At 38.9% G+C, this 17,812-nt stretch carries 15 protein-coding genes and 1 rRNA gene; 15 read left to right on the top strand and 1 reads right to left on the bottom strand.

Annotation, left to right across the window (positions count from 1 at the left end):
* Positions 1-229: 229 nt before the first annotated feature.
* Entirely contained in the window at positions 230-1,489 is a 1,260-nt protein-coding gene (locus HDE68_RS25855) for a retropepsin-like aspartic protease (RefSeq protein WP_183885539.1), read from the bottom strand.
* Between the two features lie 263 nt (positions 1,490-1,752).
* Here HDE68_RS25855 and rrf point away from each other — a divergent pair.
* The 15 genes from rrf to HDE68_RS25780 all read left to right on the top strand — a co-directional run bounded on the left by rrf (position 1,753) and on the right by HDE68_RS25780 (position 17,738).
* Positions 1,753-1,864: ribosomal RNA gene (rrf, locus tag HDE68_RS25850) — 5S ribosomal RNA — on the top strand.
* Between the two features lie 211 nt (positions 1,865-2,075).
* Positions 2,076-3,068 (top strand): type I glyceraldehyde-3-phosphate dehydrogenase, encoded by a 993-nt coding sequence (gap, locus tag HDE68_RS25845; protein ID WP_183885537.1) that lies wholly within the window; start codon positions 2,076-2,078, stop codon positions 3,066-3,068.
* Positions 3,061-3,498 carry a GNAT family N-acetyltransferase gene (locus tag HDE68_RS25840; protein WP_183885535.1) on the top strand — a complete coding sequence of 146 codons (438 nt, stop codon included), beginning with the start codon at positions 3,061-3,063 and terminating at the stop codon, positions 3,496-3,498. Before gap ends, HDE68_RS25840 begins: the two co-directional genes overlap by 8 nt.
* An 85-nt stretch (positions 3,499-3,583) precedes the next feature.
* On the top strand, positions 3,584-4,777 hold the full coding sequence (locus tag HDE68_RS25835) for a phosphoglycerate kinase (protein ID WP_183885533.1): 1,194 nt from the start codon (positions 3,584-3,586) through the stop codon (positions 4,775-4,777).
* A gap of 189 nt (positions 4,778-4,966) precedes the next feature.
* A complete protein-coding gene (gene mraZ / locus HDE68_RS25830; RefSeq protein WP_041883311.1) occupies positions 4,967-5,434 on the top strand; it encodes a division/cell wall cluster transcriptional repressor MraZ in 468 nt (155 codons plus the stop codon).
* Complete coding sequence (gene rsmH / locus HDE68_RS25825; RefSeq protein WP_183885531.1) at positions 5,424-6,329, top strand: 16S rRNA (cytosine(1402)-N(4))-methyltransferase RsmH; 906 nt, start codon at positions 5,424-5,426, stop codon at positions 6,327-6,329. The genes mraZ and rsmH overlap by 11 nt, the downstream gene beginning before the upstream one ends.
* Before the next feature lie 4 nt (positions 6,330-6,333).
* Complete coding sequence (locus HDE68_RS25820; RefSeq protein ID WP_183885529.1) at positions 6,334-6,762, top strand: FtsL-like putative cell division protein; 429 nt, start codon at positions 6,334-6,336, stop codon at positions 6,760-6,762.
* Positions 6,752-8,851: a penicillin-binding protein gene (locus tag HDE68_RS25815; RefSeq protein WP_183885545.1), complete on the top strand. Its 2,100-nt coding sequence runs from the start codon at positions 6,752-6,754 to the stop codon at positions 8,849-8,851. The genes HDE68_RS25820 and HDE68_RS25815 overlap by 11 nt, the downstream gene beginning before the upstream one ends.
* 1 nt (position 8,852) lies before the next feature.
* Positions 8,853-10,310, top strand: a complete 1,458-nt coding sequence (locus HDE68_RS25810) for a UDP-N-acetylmuramoyl-L-alanyl-D-glutamate--2,6-diaminopimelate ligase (protein WP_183885527.1) — start codon at positions 8,853-8,855, stop codon at positions 10,308-10,310.
* A complete protein-coding gene (gene mraY, locus HDE68_RS25805) occupies positions 10,310-11,557 on the top strand; it encodes a phospho-N-acetylmuramoyl-pentapeptide-transferase (RefSeq protein ID WP_183885526.1) in 1,248 nt (415 codons plus the stop codon). Before HDE68_RS25810 ends, mraY begins: the two co-directional genes overlap by 1 nt.
* On the top strand, positions 11,557-12,900 hold the full coding sequence (gene murD / locus HDE68_RS25800) for a UDP-N-acetylmuramoyl-L-alanine--D-glutamate ligase (RefSeq protein ID WP_183885524.1): 1,344 nt from the start codon (positions 11,557-11,559) through the stop codon (positions 12,898-12,900). The genes mraY and murD overlap by 1 nt, the downstream gene beginning before the upstream one ends.
* A 3-nt stretch (positions 12,901-12,903) precedes the next feature.
* Positions 12,904-14,112 (top strand): FtsW/RodA/SpoVE family cell cycle protein, encoded by a 1,209-nt coding sequence (locus HDE68_RS25795; protein WP_183885522.1) that lies wholly within the window; start codon positions 12,904-12,906, stop codon positions 14,110-14,112.
* A 10-nt stretch (positions 14,113-14,122) separates the two neighbouring features.
* Complete coding sequence (gene murG / locus HDE68_RS25790) at positions 14,123-15,235, top strand: undecaprenyldiphospho-muramoylpentapeptide beta-N-acetylglucosaminyltransferase (protein WP_183885520.1); 1,113 nt, start codon at positions 14,123-14,125, stop codon at positions 15,233-15,235.
* Positions 15,236-16,591: a UDP-N-acetylmuramate--L-alanine ligase gene (gene murC, locus HDE68_RS25785; protein ID WP_183885518.1), complete on the top strand. Its 1,356-nt coding sequence runs from the start codon at positions 15,236-15,238 to the stop codon at positions 16,589-16,591. It abuts the gene before it with no gap.
* On the top strand, positions 16,584-17,738 hold the full coding sequence (locus HDE68_RS25780) for a cell division protein FtsQ/DivIB (protein ID WP_260171869.1): 1,155 nt from the start codon (positions 16,584-16,586) through the stop codon (positions 17,736-17,738). Before murC ends, HDE68_RS25780 begins: the two co-directional genes overlap by 8 nt.
* Positions 17,739-17,812: the final 74 nt, after the last annotated feature.

Below are 17,812 nucleotides of genomic sequence, written 5' to 3'. Positions count from 1 at the left end.
GAGCCGATGGTACTGCGGTAACACGTGGGAGAGTAGGTCGGTGCCAAATCTTAAAGAAAGCCTGTAGGAAACTACAGGCTTTTCTTGTTTATAGGCTTTTTTAAATGAAGGGCTACATCACCGTGGTTCATCCCGTCTAAATTCATAACCTTTTTAACAGCAAGTTTATTCTTAATGATCTTTAACAGGAGATCAAAGGGATAAACCTATTGCAAGCTACTGATGTTATTTAGATCCTCTTTTTTAACTTCAGAAGATAAACACGTTTATCAGAACCTCTTAATACTTCAATTAGAATTTGCTTACCATCATTTTCTTTCAGTAATTCGGTAAGATCGTTGAGTGTATAGCGCTGTACTGTATTGAAATTTACAGCAATAATCTCGTCATCCGGCTGTAAACCTGTTTCTTCTCCTGGAGATCCCGATTCAATTCTTCCGATATAAAACCTATCCCTAATCCCTTGTATGACATAGATTTCAAGTCCAGACATATCATGTTCAAATTTTGGAGGAGTATTATTTGTCCTTTTGAGGTATAATGCTTCGTGCGGATAATCGAAGGTTACGAGAAAACGTCTTAATATATCTGAGCCAAGACTGCCATTCCGTGGTTTTCCTTCAATGGTTGAACGCTCAACATTGTAGTCAGGAAAACCAGTTAATACTTCGTTAAAAGTATATGATCCAAGTTTAAGTGCAGCTATTCTTCCCATTGACCCATTGATTATACCATTAATTCCGACGCCAAGATTTGCAGGTATAATTTTTTTAGGGAGCGGGAAAGTCTTATCATACAGTGTTTCCAGCATTAAGGGATGACTGGAACCATTATCTATGAGTAGTTCAACATCTATTTTCCCCTCGGCTTCAGTTTCAATTTGTGTAGTGAGATAAGGTTTGCCACTGGTAATTTGTATGGGGATCTTGGTCCCTTTGAATGCTATGTTTGCTTCAGGACTATAGAAGGTAAGCCTGTTTGCACCATAATTTATTTTTACAATAAAGCTATTGAAAAAATAATAACCAAGTATTCCATGTATTTTAATACCCAGATAACTGGACAGATCGAAAATGTCATTTTTGAAAATTGCAGTTGGTATATTTTTAATCATTGCTTTGCCAACTTTAGCGGTAATATTCCTGGTTAATACGGCTTCTATATTATCACCAAAACCATATCCCTGGACTTTTACAATCTGGGAATTTTTAATGTCTAATTGTGAGAGGAAAGTTGTATCCGTGATAATCATTTGTGCCACACCAGTATCCAGCAGAAAATTATAAGGGCCTTTACCATTGATATAAACTGGTATAACGATCAGGTTTTTTACCATCGTAAAGCCAATAGTCTGCTTTTGACGGCCGCCGCTAAACTCAAATATCTGTGCATATAAATTAGAAGAGAAACAGGAGGATAATGTAATTAACAGGGCAATAAATGAGATTCTTAATCTGGTCAGGTGCTTGGAGAGGCGTTGGATCATCATAATTCTGGTTATAAATTTCAAAGGAAACATCATTTCAAAATTATAGGACAGATATGCCCCCAATGATTGCAGGAGAATGCCAGGTCTGAGTGCGAGAATATGTTAAGTTAGAAATTCTTTATATTAAATGTACAAAAAATAATTGTTAAGCTAACGCGTAATTTCTGTAATATATAGGTGATATATGAGATTTTTAGTTATCTTTGAGCCATCAATAAGACATTAAACGTTGGATACAATTGTGTCGGAAACGTTCAAAATATTTAGGTGCCTATATCGGTGGTGTCCACCTCTTCCCATTCCGAACAGAGAAGTTAAGCCCACCAGAGCCGATGGTACTGCGGTAACACGTGGGAGAGTAGGTCGGTGCCAAATCTTAAAGAAAGCCTGTAGGGAAAACTACAGGCTTTTCTTGTTTTAGATTCCCTCTCTTTTAACAAAATCCTGAATTTTTAAATATTATAGCCATTTAAACTCTTTAAACCATTGTCGTTCATCAATCTATAAGATAGATGTAAAACAATTAAATATCATAGATTAAGCCCAAAGAATATAGCTAGTTTTGTGCCGTCAACTGAATATAAAAATGAAATTAGCAATTAATGGTTTTGGTAGGATAGGCCGTATATTTTTACGTGCGGCACTAGAGAAAGGTATCAATGTGGTAGCAATAAATGATCTTGGTGATCTGAAAGCTTTAGCACATCTTTTTAAATATGATACCGTTCACCGTGGTTTTAAGGGAGAGGTAACATTTGATGAAGAAGCGTTGATTGTTAACGGTAAAAGGATCAGGGTTTATAAAGAAGCACAACCTGAGAATTTACCCTGGGAAGCTTTAGCTATAGATCTTGTACTGGAATCTACAGGGAAGTTTACGACCAGGGCAGGTGCTGGGAAACATCTTCTGGCAGGTGCAAAACAAGTGTTAATTTCAGCTCCTGCAGATAAAGATATTCCCATGTTTGTATTAGGTGTTAATGACGCTGAGCTTGATTTAAGCGCAGATATTATCTCTAACGCTTCCTGTACAACAAATAATGTAGCTCCGATGGTAAAGATCCTCGATGATAAATGGGGAATTCTGGATGGCTATATCACAACGGTGCATTCTATGACAGGAGATCAGAACCTGCATGATGCTCCGCATAAAGACTTAAGAAGAGCAAGAGCGGCTTCTGCATCAATTATTCCTACAAGTACAGGTGCAGCAAAAGCTATAACCAATATTTTTCCTCATCTGGAAGGAAAATTGGGTGGAGCAGGAATCCGTGTTCCGGTATTAAACGGATCATTGACAGATTTTACCTGCATCCTTAAATCAAAGGCAACGATAGAAGAAATTAATAAAGCCTTTAAATCTGCTGCTGAAAATGAAATGAATACAGTATTGGAATATACAGAAGACCCGATTGTTTCGGTTGATATCTTAGATAACTCACATTCCTGTATTTTTGATGCACAGCTCACCTCGATAGTTGGTGACCTGGTTAAAGTGGTAGGCTGGTATGACAATGAATCCGGCTATTCTGCAAGATTAGTAGATTTGGTACTGAAAATTTCTTCACGTTATGATTAGAAGAATCTCAAAAGAGGATACATTACCATTAAGAAGCCAGGTATTACGGGCTAACAGACCACTCGAAGATTGCGTTTTCGCTACTGACGACATAGAAGGAGGTTTTCATCTGGGCTGTTTTGAAAACGGAGAACTGATTTCTATCTGTACATTTATTCCCGAAAATTATAAAGAAAAAGGAGAAGGGGGATACAGACTGCGCGCTATGGCTACCAATCCGGCCTTTGCAGGTCAGGGTTTTGGGGCTAAACTAATTAATTTTGCACTCAATGAGCTGAGATTGGTTCATGCTTCTTATATTTGGTGTAATGCAAGGACTGTTGCCGTGGGTTTTTATAACAGACTTGGTTTTGAAGTCATTTCTGAGGAATTTGAAGTTCCCGGAATCGGCCCGCATTATGATATGTTTAGCCAAATAGCCGATAAATAAATATTTATAACAAGAAAGGTTGTTATTCATCCTCTTTGATGAGGATAATAGCGCCATTTAACACCTAAAAAAAATTAATTACAAGATGAAAACAATTGACCAATGTGATTTCAAGGATAAGAAAGCTTTAGTTCGGGTAGATTTTAATGTGCCTTTAGACAAAGATTTTAATATCACAGATGACAAAAGAATGCGTGCTGCATTGCCAACGATCACTAAAATTTTGAATGATGGTGGATCTGTGATTTTAATGTCACACTTAGGCCGTCCAAAAGGAGGTCCTGAAAATCAATTTTCGCTGAAACATATTTTAGGTGATTTATCAAGAATGCTTGATCTTGAAGTTAAATTTGCTGATGACTGTATTGGAGAATCTGCTGTAAATCAAGCGAAAAATCTTGTTCCCGGACAAGTTTTATTGTTGGAAAATCTTCGTTTTTACAAAGAAGAAGAAAAAGGAGATAAAGATTTTGCTGCTAAACTGGCGAAATTAGGAGATGTATACGTAAACGACGCTTTCGGTACAGCTCACCGTGCACATGCTTCTACCTCAATTATTGCTGAGTTTTTTCCTACGGAGAAATATTTCGGTTACCTGATGGCAGAAGAGCTGAAAAATGCAGAGAAAATTAACCACAATGCTGAAAAACCTTTCACTGCGATTATGGGTGGTGCAAAAGTATCAGACAAAATTCTTTTAATTGAAAGTTTGCTTGAAAAAGTAGATAACCTGATTATTGGTGGTGGTATGGCTTATACTTTCAGCAAAGCACAAGGCGGTGAAATTGGTACTTCCTTATTGGAAGCAGACCGTATGGAGCTTTGTCTTGAATTATTGGAAAAAGCTAAAGCAAAAGGTGTAAACATCATTTTACCTTTAGATACTGTTATTGCTGATAAATTTGACAATAACGCAGAAAAGAAAAGTGTTGATGCTGGTCATATCCCGGCAGACTGGATGGGACTGGATATTGGCCCTAAGTCAGTTGAGCTTTTTTCTGAAGTGATTAAAAAATCAAAAACCTTATTATGGAATGGTCCTATGGGCGTTTTTGAAATGGCTAATTTTGAGCAGGGCACACGTGCCGTTGCTGAAGCTGTAGTAGCTGCAACGAAAGAAAATGGCGCATTTTCTTTAATTGGCGGAGGTGACTCTGCTGCTGCAATTGCTAAATTTAACCTGGAAGATGAAGTGAGTTATGTCTCTACAGGTGGTGGTGCTTTACTGGAATACATGGAAGGTAAAGAACTGCCTGGTGTTAAGGCAATTAACGGATAAGGTTAAAGTCAATAAAATTTCCACAGGATAATCATCCTTTTAGAAGGCCGCTTTTTAAAGCGGCCTTTTTGCATGTATGGTGGTAGAATGTGGGGGATAATTTATGTTGATAACTTTTTTGTGGTAGATTGTGGTAAAAAGTGGTAGAAGTGTCTATTTTTACACTACATAAAATGTGTAGATACTAAAATGGTTCAACTACTTGGAGAATTTGATTGTAAATTGGATACGAAAGGCCGCATGATGGTCCCTTCGAATCTGAAAAAACAATTGCCAAACGTTGAGCAAGAGGGACTTGTGATAAACAGAGGTTTTGAAAAGCACCTGGTCATCTACCCAAAAAAAGTGTGGGAAGGAATAGTGGAAGAGCTGAGTAAACTGAACCAGTACGAGAAGAAAACGAGAGAATTTATTCGGTTTTTTACTCGTGGTGCGACAGAATTGACGCTGGATGCTTCGGGTAGAGTCAATCTTCCGAAGTCATTATTGGAATTTGCAGGTATAGACGGAGAGGTAATCCTGTCTTGTCAGTTTGATAAAATAGAGCTTTGGTCTAAAACTGCATACGATAATTTACTGGATAGTGAGCCGGAAGATTTTGCGAATCTGGCTGAAGAAGTGATGGGAAATAAAAACAGGGGGGAAGATGGAAAATAATTATCATGTACCAGTACTTTTGAAAGAATGTATTGATGGTTTGAATATCAAGCCAGACGGCGTGTATGTAGATGTTACTTTTGGCGGAGGCGGACATTCGAGAGAAATTTTGTCTAAACTGGGAAAAGACGGTGTGCTTATCGCTTTTGATCAGGACCCTGATGCCCAAAGAAATAAGATTAATGATCCTCGTTTTTTATTCGTTGATCAGAATTTCGCATTCCTGAAAAATAACCTTCGTTTATTGGGTTACAAACAGGTAGATGGTATTCTGGCTGATCTTGGTGTTTCTTCACATCAGTTTAATGAGCCTGAAAGAGGCTTTTCAACAAGATTTGAATCTTCTCTGGATATGCGTATGGACAAACAGGGCAAGCTTACTGCTGCCGATGTTTTAAATACTTATACGGAGGATAAACTTCATAAAATATTCGGGATCTACGGTGAGGTTAAAAATGCGAAGTCATTGGCCAGAGCTGTGGTTACTTTTCGTGCAGGACAGCCTATTGTAACGCTGGCTGACTTTAAAACTGCTGCAGGTGCCCATATCCCTAAAGGGAAAGAAAATAAATACATGGCACAGGTATTCCAGGCTTTACGTATCGAGGTTAATGCGGAGATCGAAGTGCTGGAAAGCTTTTTATTACAAACTGCCGAGGTTTTAAGTCCGGGTGGCAGACTGGTTGTGATGTCTTACCACTCGCTGGAAGACAGACCTGTAAAGAATTTTATTGCCAAAGGTAAAATCAGAGGAGAGGCTGATAAAGACTTTTTTGGGAATGAAGAAAAACCTTATAAAGCAATTACGCGTAAAGCGGTGATTGCAGAGGAGGACGAGCTGGAAAGAAACAGCAGATCCAGAAGTGCAAAATTGAGAATTGGAGAAAGGATCTAAAGATATGAATAACCAGTTCAGAGCAGATGAGGTAGAGGACGAAGAGGAATTACCAGAAGAACCGGTAATTCGCTTAAAAAAGCCAAAAAAAGAAAAGAAAGAGCATGAAAATGCTAAGGTTTTCTTTAAAAAGCTTTTTGTGGACGGAGTAGTGACTAAAGAAACTGCTACCGCTATGTTGCCTTTCCTGATCTTCTTGTCGCTGTTAACGATGCTTTACATCGCAAACAGCCATATGGCGGTTAAGAATATAAGAGATATAGATAAACTGAATAAAGAAGTAAAAGAACTGAGCTGGGAATATAAATCGCTTAAAGCTGATTTAATGTTCAAAAGCAAGTTAACGGAAGTAGCAAAAAAAGTAGATACGTTAGGCATTAAGGAGCTAACAGAGCCTCCTAAAAAAATTATCATAAGTAATGATGAACATTAGAGCTAACATACTATTACGTGTTTATCTGTCCTTCGGACTGATTGTACTGCTTGCCGTGGCAGTATTAGTCAGATTATGCGATGTACAATTTGTAGAGGGGCATAAATGGCGTGCCATGGCCGATAGTCTCTCTACAAAGTATATCAATATAGATGCTGCACGTGGTAATATTTACTCTAATGATGGAAGCCTGTTAGCTACATCTATACCGGAATATGAACTTCGGATGGATTTGTATGCTGGGGGAATAAGTGAGAACAAAGTTTTTTATGCTAAGGTGGATTCTCTGGCTATGAAACTTTCGCAGTTTTTTATGGACAAGACGCCAAAAGAATATTCACGTATCCTGCGTACTGCAAGAGCAGACAGCGTGAGATATTTATTGATTAAGCGTAAAGTGAATTACCAGGATTTAAAAACGATCAGAACTTTTCCATTATATAATATTGGGAAGTATAGCGGTGGTTTAATGGCTATTCAGCAGAATAAAAGGATTTTACCTTTTAAATCTCTGGCACAGCGGACAATCGGGTATAAGAATGAAAACGTTTCGAACGGAGTAGGGCTGGAAGGTGCTTACGGTAATTATATTAATGGGGAGAGCGGTAAAAGGTTAGTACAAAGAATTGCCGGTGGTGTATGGATGCCAGTCAATGACGAAGCCGAAATCGCACCTAAAGAAGGTTCTGATATTATTTCTACAATCGATATCAATATGCAGGACCTTGCGCAAAGTGCGCTTGAAAAACAACTGATCAAAAGTGATGCTGATCATGGGACTGTGATCTTGATGGAGGTTGCTACAGGTGAAGTCAGAGCGGTGGCAAATTTTACCAGGGAGAGTGAAGGTGTTTATAAGGAGATGTTCAATTACGCAATTGGTGGAAGCCAGGATCCGGGATCTACTTTTAAGCTGGCCTCTTATATGGCTTTGCTGGAAGATAAAAAGATAGATACGAATACTACGGTAGATACGGGTAATGGAGTTTTCAGGGTTTATAACCATAATATTAAAGATTCACATGGAGGTGTGGGTGTTGTAACTGCTAAGAAGGCATTTGAAGTTTCGTCAAATACAGCTGTTGCCAAATTTGTTTATGGTGCTTATAAAGATAATCCGAAAGAGTTTACGGATCATTTGTACAAGATCCATATGAACGAAAAACTGGGGCTGCAGATTCCCGGAGAGACAAAGCCGGTGATTAAGAACCCGTCTTACAGGTCCTGGAGTGGTTTAAGTTTGGCGCAGATGGCTTATGGTTATGAAATGCAGATTACCCCACTGCAGATTTTGACGTTTTATAATGCCATTGCAAATGATGGAAAATATATATCGCCAATTTTTGTAAAAGAAATCAGAAGACTGGGCAATCCGATTGAACAGTTTCATGCCAGGGTGATCAGTGAGAAAGTTTGCTCTGAAAGTACAGTGAAAAAATTACAGGCTATGCTTGAAGGTGTAGTTACAGAAGGTACAGGTAAGCTGATGGGCTCTCCTTTTTACCGGGTAGCTGGTAAAACAGGTACAGCACAGGTGGCTGATGGGAATAAAGGATATAAGGCTAAGAGAAGTTACCAGGCCTCATTTTGCGGATACTTTCCGGCAGATAAACCGAAGTATTCGATTATGGTTTCTATTAACGGGCCTAAAAATGGATACTATGGCGGAACGGTAGCGGGCCCGGTATTTAAAGAAATAGCAGATCGTATTTATGCGAGCGATATGCAGATGTTTAACAATGTGACTGACCATTTGGTTGGAAACACAAAAAGTCCGGAAGCGAAAGCAGGACAGAGTAAAGCAGTAAAAAGTGTTTACAATGCCCTGGGGATTAAAGCCCTTTATGCAGCGAAATCTGACTATTTCAATAGTGTAGATACCAGCAACGGGGTTGTTTATGAAGAATATAATGCTGTGAAAGGTACAATGCCTAATGTAAGCGGGATGGGATTGAAAGATGCCCTTTACCTTTTAGGGAATGCCGGTTTAAAAACACAGATTAAGGGAAGTGGGAAAGTAATAAGCCAGTCGGTGCCTTCGGGAATGAAGATTGGAAGAGGATTATTGGTACAATTAGAATTGAAATAAGATGCAGTTGCAGGATGTTTTATATGGAGTAGCGATTAAAAACCTGGTTGGAAGAACCAACAGGGTAATTAGTGCGCTTACGTTTGACTCACGTGAGGTACAGCAGGATGCTGTATTTTTTGCAGTAAAGGGAACTTTATCAGACGGACATACTTTTATCAGCCAGACTATTGCTGCAGGGGCAACGGTTATTATTTGTGAAGAGATACCAGCAGAGGTTAACCCTGCTGTGACTTATATTATTGTAGAAAATACTTCGGTGGCACTGGGAATTATGGCTTCCAATTTTTATGGAAATCCTTCTTCTTCTTTGAAACTGGTTGGAATTACCGGAACAAATGGTAAAACTACAATTGCTACGATTTTATTTAAATTATTCAGAAGCCTTGGTTTCCATACCGGGTTAATTTCTACGGTACAGAATCAGGTGAATGATCAGATTATTGCAGCTACGCATACCACACCAAATCCATTAGCTTTAAATCAGCTTTTAAAACAAATGGTTGAGCTGGGCTGCACTTACTGTTTTATGGAAGTGAGTTCTCATGCGATGGTTCAGCACAGAATAGAAGGAGTGACATTTGCAGGCGGTGTTTTCTCTAACATTACGCATGATCACCTTGATTTTCACAAAACATTTGATAACTATATTAAAGCGAAGAAATCCTTTTTTGATATACTCCCAAAAGGTGCTTTTGCTTTAACCAATGCCGATGATAAAAATGGTATGGTGATGCTTCAGAATACGAAGGCTTCTAAAAAGACTTATGCCCTGAAACAACTGGCCGATTATAAGGCAAATATCATTGAAAACAGGTTCAGTGGTTTAAATCTTGAAATAGATCATACTGATGTATTCTTTAAACTGGTAGGTTCATTCAACGCTTATAATCTTGCTGCAGTTTATGGTACAGCCATGTTATTGGGTCAGGATAAGTTAAACGTATTAACTATTCTGAGCAATCTTACCGGTGCGGAAGGCCGGTTTGAAGAGGTACCCAATTCAAAACAGATTATAGGTCTGGTGGATTATGCACATACACCTGATGCAGTTCAGAATGTATTAACTACGATCCACGATATCAGGAAAGGTACAGAGCAGGTAATCACTGTGATTGGTTGTGGAGGTGACAGAGATAAAACTAAACGCCCGGTAATGGCTCAGGTGGCCTGTGACTGGAGCGATAAAGTAATTCTGACCTCTGATAATCCAAGAACAGAAGATCCGCATCAGATTCTGGCAGACATGGAAGCTGGTGTATCGCCAACAAATCAAAGAAAAACATTAACTATTGCTGACCGCAGGGAAGCAATAAAAACGGCTTGTCATTTGGCCAGACCAGGAGATATTATCCTGATTGCAGGTAAAGGGCATGAAAAATACCAGGAGATTAATGGAGTAAGATATCATTTTGATGATAAAGAAGTGTTAATGGAACAATTAAACTTAATCAGCTAATGTTATATTATCTATTTGAATATTTAAACGCACATTACGAATTTCCAGGATTAAGGTTATTCCAATATATTACGTTCCGTACTTCACTGGCTATCATCATTTCTTTGATAATTACAACTGTATATGGAAGAAGGATTATCAATTATCTGCATAAAATGCAAGTTGGTGAAACCGTAAGGAATCTGGGGCTGGAAGGACAAATGCAGAAACAAGGTACACCAACTATGGGTGGAATTATGATTCTGATGGGTATTCTGATCCCGACATTATTACTGGCTAACCTGACCAATGTTTATGTGCTGCTGATGATCGTAACCACAGTATGGATGGGGGCAGTTGGTTTTGTAGACGATTATATTAAAGTATTTAAAAAGAATAAAGAAGGACTTGCAGGCAGGTTTAAAATTGTCGGACAAGTAGGTTTAGCATTAATCATTGGCTGGACCATGTACTTTAACCCGAATATCGTGGTGAGACAAACTGTGGATGAAACAGGAGTGAGTAAGAATACGGCGCCTATGGTATTGAGACAAAAAGGGGAGAAGTTTTATTATACACAGGATGTAAAATCAACGATTACTAATATTCCTTTTTATAAAAATAACGAGTTTGATTATGCGAAGGTCCTTAAATTTTTGGGCCCCGGATATGAAAAATATGCGGTTTTTGTGTTTATCCTCTTCGTAATTATCATTATTACTGCGGTATCTAACGGAGCGAATCTGACGGATGGAATTGATGGCCTGGCAACAGGGACTTCTGCAATTATAGGGATTACACTTGGTTTACTGGCCTATGTGTCCGGTAATACGGTTATCGCAGATTACCTGAATATATTATACATCCCCAATTCAGGTGAGCTGATGATTTTTGCAGGTGCTTTTGTAGGTGCTTGTGTCGGCTTTTTATGGTACAATTCTTATCCTGCACAGGTTTTTATGGGAGACACCGGAAGTCTGGCTATCGGGGGTATCATCGCTGCATTGGCAATTATGATCAGAAAAGAATTGCTGATCCCGATCTTATGCGGTGTATTCCTGATCGAAGTGACATCTGTGATGCTGCAGGTCTCTTATTTTAAATACACTAAGAAGCGTTTTGGAGAAGGCAAAAGGATATTCCTGATGTCCCCTCTGCATCACCATTATCAGAAAAAAGGATACCATGAAGCAAAAATTGTTACCCGTTTCTGGATTGTAGGAATATTATTAGCCATCATCACCATAATCACTTTAAAACTGAGATAATGGAAAAGCAAAGGATCGTCATACTTGGAGCTGGTGAAAGCGGTATAGGTGCAGCAATACTGGCACAGAAGCAGGGCTTTGATGTTTTTGTTTCGGATTTCGGAGCAATTGCAGACCGCTATAAAGAAACCCTGGTAGCGCTGAATATTCCATTTGAAGAACGCCAGCATACTGTTTCTGCTATTGTAAATGCAGCTGAGGTTATTAAGAGCCCTGGAATTGCAGATTCAGTGGCAATTGTTAAAGAACTGAAAAAGAAAAATATTCCGGTGATTTCGGAAATTGAATTTGCTAAAAGATATACTACTGCAAAAACTATTTGTATTACCGGTTCAAACGGTAAGACAACGACGACGATGCTGACTTATCATATCCTTAAAAAAGCAGGCTTAAATGTTGGTCTGGCAGGAAATATAGGGAACAGCTTTGCTGCTCAGGTAGCTACGGAGAATTTTGACTGGTATGTACTGGAAATATCAAGCTTTATGCTGGACGATATGCATGAATTCAGAGCTGATATCGCTGTACTTTTAAACATTACGCCTGACCATCTGGACAGGTACGATTACAAAATGACAAATTACGCAGCTTCAAAAATGCGTATAGTACAGAATCAGAGACCTGAAGATCATTTTATCTTTTGTGCCGATGACGATGAAACCCTGAAAGCTTTAAAAAGCGCAAAGGTGAATTCACAGAAATGTCCATTTTCTATCCGTAAAAAGGTAGAAGGCGGAGCTTATCTGGAAGGCAACAATATTCATATCAATATAAATCCAAAAGACCAATTAACCATGTCAATATCAGAGTTAGCTTTACAAGGCAAGCATAATATCTACAACTCTATGGCTTCGGGCATAGTCGCTAAAGTACTGGAGATCCGCAATACAACGATCAGAGAAAGTATGGGAGATATTAAAAATATTGAACACCGGTTAGAGCATGTCGCTAAGATTTCGGGTGTGGATTATATCAATGATTCAAAAGCGACGAATGTGAATTCTACCTGGTACGCATTGGAAAGTGTAAACACTGATGTAATCCTGATTATGGGTGGAGTTGATAAAGGAAATGATTATAGTATGCTGAAAGACCTGGTTAAGCAAAAAGTGAAAGCTATTGTTTGTCTTGGGAAAAATAACAAACGTATTCATGAAGCTTTTGAAGATGATGTGGATATTATTGTCAATACGTTTTCTGCAAATGAAGCTGTACAGGTAGCTTATCACCTGGCGACAAAAGGAAATACAGTACTGTTGTCACCGGCTTGTGCAAGTTTTGATTTGTTTAAAAACTACGAAGATCGTGGAAATCAGTTTAAAATGGCTGTAAAAGAATTATAAATAATGGGTACGGTACAAGCGCTTTTAGAGAAAACCAAAGGGGACCGCTGGATATGGCTTATCATTATCCTGTTGTCTTTGATTTCTATTTTTGCGGTTTATAGTGCAACGGGAACACTAGCCTATAAACAAGGCAAAACGGTAGAAAAAATACTGCTCACCAAACACTTGATTTTTGTGGTGATGGGGATTGGTATGATCTATATTGCGCATTTAGTGGATTATAAATATTATGCAGGGATTTCAAAAATCCTGATGATTATTACGATCCCGCTCTTGTTCTATACGCTTGTTTTTGGAGCGAGTTTAAATGATGCTTCGAGGTGGGTTAAGATCCCTATTATCGGTTTGACCTTTCAAACTTCCGATTTAGCTAAACTAGCCCTGATTACCTTTCTGGCAAGGATGCTGACTAAGAAGCAGGAAAATATTAAAGACGTAAAGACTTCATTTATCCCGATCATGGGCTCTGTATGTGTGGTCTTCGTTTTAATTGCATTAGCGAATTTGTCAACAGCACTGATGCTGTTTGGTGTAAGTATATTATTGCTGATTATAGGCAGGATCAGTATCAAACAAATTATGATTGTTTGTGCAGGTGGTTTTGTCTTACTGATGTTCGTGTTTTTTCTGGGGCCAAGGCGTGAGACTTACAAGTCACGTATCAACTCTTATATGCATCCTGAAAAACAGCATTCGGATAAAACCTTCCAGGCAGATCAGGCAAAAATTGCATTGGCATCGGGAGGGATCTTTGGAAAAGGACCGGGAAACAGTACGCAGCGTAACTTCCTGCCTCACCCATATTCGGATTTTATCTTTGCGATTATCGTAGAGGAATACGGACTGGTCGGAGCGTTGATTATTATCGTGCTGTATCTGGTATTGCTGTACCGCTGTGTCAGGATTGTCACGCAGAGCCCAAAAGCTTTTGGGGCACTGCTCGCTGCCGGTTTAAGTTTTAGCTTAACGATACAGGCTTTTGCGAACATGGCAGTGGCCGTAGGTTTAGGACCAGTAACAGGGGTTCCGTTACCGCTGGTAAGTATGGGTGGTACTTCGATGATCTTCACGAGTATCGCTTTTGGAATTATCCTGAGCGTAAGCAGGGATGTAGAAGAGAATGGTAAAAAAGGATTGAGTGAAGATCCTGTTAAATCAGAAAGTAAGATGAATAAAGTGATTGTTGGTGAATTACCGGCAATGACATAAAATATATAAAATGAGACCAACAAGAATAATCATTTCAGGAGGTGGTACTGGCGGACATATTTTTCCGGCCATTGCTATAGCTAATGCGCTAAAACGCATTGAGCCTGATTGTGAAATATTATTTGTAGGTGCGCTTGGCAGAATGGAAATGGAAAAGGTTCCTGCTGCCGGTTACAAAATTGTAGGATTAAATATCAGTGGCATACAAAGAGGGTCAATACTTAAAAATCTGAGCCTGCCTTTTAAACTGATTGAAAGTATGCAGAAAGCGTTAAAGCTGATTTCAACTTTCAAACCGGATGTAGCTGTTGGTGTTGGTGGTTACGCTTCGGGGCCGGTTTTATTTGCCGCTTCCTGGAAAAACATCCCATACCTGATACAAGAGCAGAATTCATATGCAGGTATGACCAATAAAAGACTTGGAAAAAAAGCTGCTAAAATTTGTGTGGCATTTGATGAAATGGACAAGTTTTTTCCGGCTGACCGGGTACTGAAAACTGGTAACCCTGTGCGTAAAGAGGTTATAGATATTTACAATAAGCGTTTCCATGGTTCGGAATTGCTGAAACTTGACCCGCTAAAGAAAACTGTTTTAGTGACAGGAGGAAGTCTAGGTGCCGGGACATTAAATAAAAGTATTGAAAAACATCTGCAGGATTTTATCGATCAGGATGTACAGTTAATCTGGCAAACCGGTAAATATTATTATGCAGGAATTATAGGGCGTATAGGGGCTGATTTTCATCCGAACATACGTGTACTGGAATTTTTAAATCAGATGGATCTGGCTTATGCAGCTGCCGATGTAATTATATCAAGGGCAGGTGCAGGAACAATCGCTGAACTCTGTTTAATTAAAAAACCGGTAATCCTGGTGCCTTCGCCTAATGTGGCCGAAGATCATCAGACCAAAAATGCAATGGCATTGGTGAAAAGGAATGCAGCATTATTAATCAATGACCGGGCTGCAGAAGATACATTGGTTGCACAGGCACTGGAGTTATTGAATGATGAAGCGCGCTGTGAAACTTTATCAGTAAACATTGGTGAAATGGCCTTGCCACGGGCAGATGAACTGATTGCAAAAGAGGTGTTGAAATTAGTAGTTAAGAAAGATATATAAATGGAACTGGATTTAATCAAACGCGTTTATTTTATTGGTGCCGGTGGTATCGGGATGAGTGCGCTTGCACGTTATTTCAAAAAACGTGGCTGCCTGGTAGGTGGATATGATAAAACCAGCACTGTTCTGACCCGGACACTGGAAGAGGAAGGGATTCTGATTTCTTATGCTGATGAACTAAGTTCATTACCTGATGAATTCAGGGTGACAGCTAAGGAGACACTGATTGTTTATACTCCTGCTGTTCCTGCTGATGCTGTATTACTGAATTATTTCAGAACTGAGGGTTTCAATTTGCAGAAACGTTCACAGGTTTTAGGAATCATCAGTAAAGGCCAGTTTTGTATTGCCGTTGCAGGTACGCATGGTAAAACAACTACGTCATCTATAGTGGCACATATCCTGACTGATACCGGTTATGGATGTACTGCATTTTTAGGCGGGATTACAACGAATTATCAGAGCAATTTTCTGCTTGGTGATAATAATGTAGTGGTGGTGGAAGCTGATGAATATGACCGTTCTTTTTTAACGCTGCATCCGGATATTGCGGTGATTACTTCCATGGACGCAGATCACCTGGATATTTACGGGGATGCTGAGCAGTTGCATGAATCATTTCATTTGTTCGCTGAACAGTTGAAAACGGATGGGGTTTTATTCTTTAAGCAGGGTTTACCGCTTCAAAAGGGAATTACTTATGGTGCAGGTACGGATTCTATCGTTCAGGCTTTAAATATCAGGGTAGAAGAAGGAAATTTCGTTTTCGATTATAAAGATGAAAAGGTAAGTATTCAGGATATTCCATTGATGCTGCCTGGAAAACATAATGTAGAGAATGCTACTGTTGCTATGGCAACGGCTCTTCAGCTGGGTATAGATCCGGTAAAGGTAAAGGCAGCTATTGCAAGTTTTAAAGGAGTAAAAAGAAGATTCGAATACATTGTAAGGGAAGATAAGCATGTCTATATTGATGATTATGCACATCACCCTGAAGAACTGCGTGCTTGTTTTGATGCAGTAAGACAATTATATCCGGATAAAAAGATGACTGTTATTTTTCAGCCGCATTTGTTTAGCCGTACCCGTGACTTTGCAGCTGATTTTGCAAAGGTTTTAAGTACGGTGGATGAGTTACTGCTGCTGGATATCTATCCTGCAAGGGAACTGCCTATGGAGGGGATAAATGCAGCGTTTTTAAGCGCAAAATTAACGCTCGAAAATAGCAGGGTAATCCAAAAAGAAGAAGTGCTGACGTATATAAAGGAAAGCCAGCCAGAGTTGTTAGTGACTGTGGGTGCTGGTGATATAGATACTTTGATTCAACCGTTAAAAAATATTTTGACTCATGTTTAAAAGGATCGATTGGAAGTTTGTGTTTAAATGTTTTGCCTGGATAGTTTGTCTTGGCGGAATAGTTACACTCATGAGCTTTGTATCGGTAAAAAAGAATACAGTCACGGTTACTAATATTAAAATTCTTATTCCCGGAGCAGATAATTTTATCGAAAGGGAAGAAATTGATGCGATATTAAAACAGAATGAAGGCAAGCTGATCGGGCGTAAACTAGAGCAAATCAACCTGCATGCGATTGAAGAAAAAATTAAGTCAAATCCATATATCGCATTAGCTACAGTTTATGCAGATATGGAGGGTGTGATTCATATAGAAATTAGTCAGAGACAACCTTTATTAAGAATTATCAGCTCTAGCGGACAAGATTTTTATATTGATAAAAATGGACTGAAAATGCCTGTGTCTCCGAACTTTACGGCAAATGTTGTGGTAGCGAACGGACATATTTTAGAGCACTTTAGTGGAAAGGTTGATACTTTGATTACTAAAATGGCCTCAGATTTGTATAAAACGGCATTATTTTTGAAAAAAGACACGTTGTGGGACTCACAAATTGAACAGATATTTGTTAATGATAAAGATGATATAGAATTGATACCAAGGGTAGGTAACCAGCGTATCATTTTAGGTAATGCGGATTCTCTCCAGACGAAAATGACCAACCTGCTGACCTTTTACAAAGAGGCCATGCCAAAGGTGGGCTGGGATACTTACAAAACCATCAACATAAAATATACCAATCAGGTTGTTTGTGAAAAGAACAATCCTGATCCGTTATTGGCTTTGACGGGTAAGGCTAAACCTGCAAAACCAACAATTGCATCGGCAAAGAAAGTGATGGATTCTTTGGTCAAAGCAGAAATTGCAGCTGAATTAAGGAATAATCCTGAAACAGCTGATTTTGTTGTACCTGCAGTGAAAAAGAGTGTGCCGGCGGTTGCTAAAGCTGTACATAAACCAGTGAAGGTTATTCCTAAACCGGTAAAAACTGCGCAGAAATCAGCTGTTGTGACACATAAAACAGCTACTGTAACAAATAAACCAGTAAATGTGACACATAAACCGGTTAATGGGGAAACAAAAACAGTAAAAGATAAAGTAAAAGCAAAATCAAATAAAACAGTGGTTAAACCAGCAGCCCCCTGATAACGGGCCCGAAGGAAAATCACAAAAGATAAATTAAGATACCAGAAAAGCAAAAATTAGATAATTCGACAAAT

The sequence above is a fragment of the Pedobacter cryoconitis genome, from assembly GCF_014200605.1.
Classification (GTDB): Bacteria; Bacteroidota; Bacteroidia; order Sphingobacteriales; family Sphingobacteriaceae; genus Pedobacter; species Pedobacter cryoconitis_B.
The sequence above is the reverse complement of the archived record's forward strand: the minus strand, read 5'-3'. Positions and strand labels throughout refer to the sequence as shown.

Bases quoted from the DNA above. Each gene is read 5' to 3' on its own strand.
- HDE68_RS25855 (WP_183885539.1), bottom strand. From the start codon at position 1,489: ATGATGATCCAACGCCTCTCCAAGCACCTGACCAGATTAAGAATCTCA.
- gap (WP_183885537.1), top strand. From the start codon at position 2,076: ATGAAATTAGCAATTAATGGTTTTGGTAGGATAGGCCGTATATTTTTA.
- HDE68_RS25840 (WP_183885535.1), top strand. From the start codon at position 3,061: ATGATTAGAAGAATCTCAAAAGAGGATACATTACCATTAAGAAGCCAG.
- HDE68_RS25835 (WP_183885533.1), top strand. From the start codon at position 3,584: ATGAAAACAATTGACCAATGTGATTTCAAGGATAAGAAAGCTTTAGTT.
- mraZ (WP_041883311.1), top strand. From the start codon at position 4,967: ATGGTTCAACTACTTGGAGAATTTGATTGTAAATTGGATACGAAAGGC.
- rsmH (WP_183885531.1), top strand. From the start codon at position 5,424: ATGGAAAATAATTATCATGTACCAGTACTTTTGAAAGAATGTATTGAT.
- HDE68_RS25820 (WP_183885529.1), top strand. From the start codon at position 6,334: ATGAATAACCAGTTCAGAGCAGATGAGGTAGAGGACGAAGAGGAATTA.
- HDE68_RS25815 (WP_183885545.1), top strand. From the start codon at position 6,752: ATGAACATTAGAGCTAACATACTATTACGTGTTTATCTGTCCTTCGGA.
- HDE68_RS25810 (WP_183885527.1), top strand. From the start codon at position 8,853: ATGCAGTTGCAGGATGTTTTATATGGAGTAGCGATTAAAAACCTGGTT.
- mraY (WP_183885526.1), top strand. From the start codon at position 10,310: ATGTTATATTATCTATTTGAATATTTAAACGCACATTACGAATTTCCA.
- murD (WP_183885524.1), top strand. From the start codon at position 11,557: ATGGAAAAGCAAAGGATCGTCATACTTGGAGCTGGTGAAAGCGGTATA.
- HDE68_RS25795 (WP_183885522.1), top strand. From the start codon at position 12,904: ATGGGTACGGTACAAGCGCTTTTAGAGAAAACCAAAGGGGACCGCTGG.
- murG (WP_183885520.1), top strand. From the start codon at position 14,123: ATGAGACCAACAAGAATAATCATTTCAGGAGGTGGTACTGGCGGACAT.
- murC (WP_183885518.1), top strand. From the start codon at position 15,236: ATGGAACTGGATTTAATCAAACGCGTTTATTTTATTGGTGCCGGTGGT.
- HDE68_RS25780 (WP_260171869.1), top strand. From the start codon at position 16,584: ATGTTTAAAAGGATCGATTGGAAGTTTGTGTTTAAATGTTTTGCCTGG.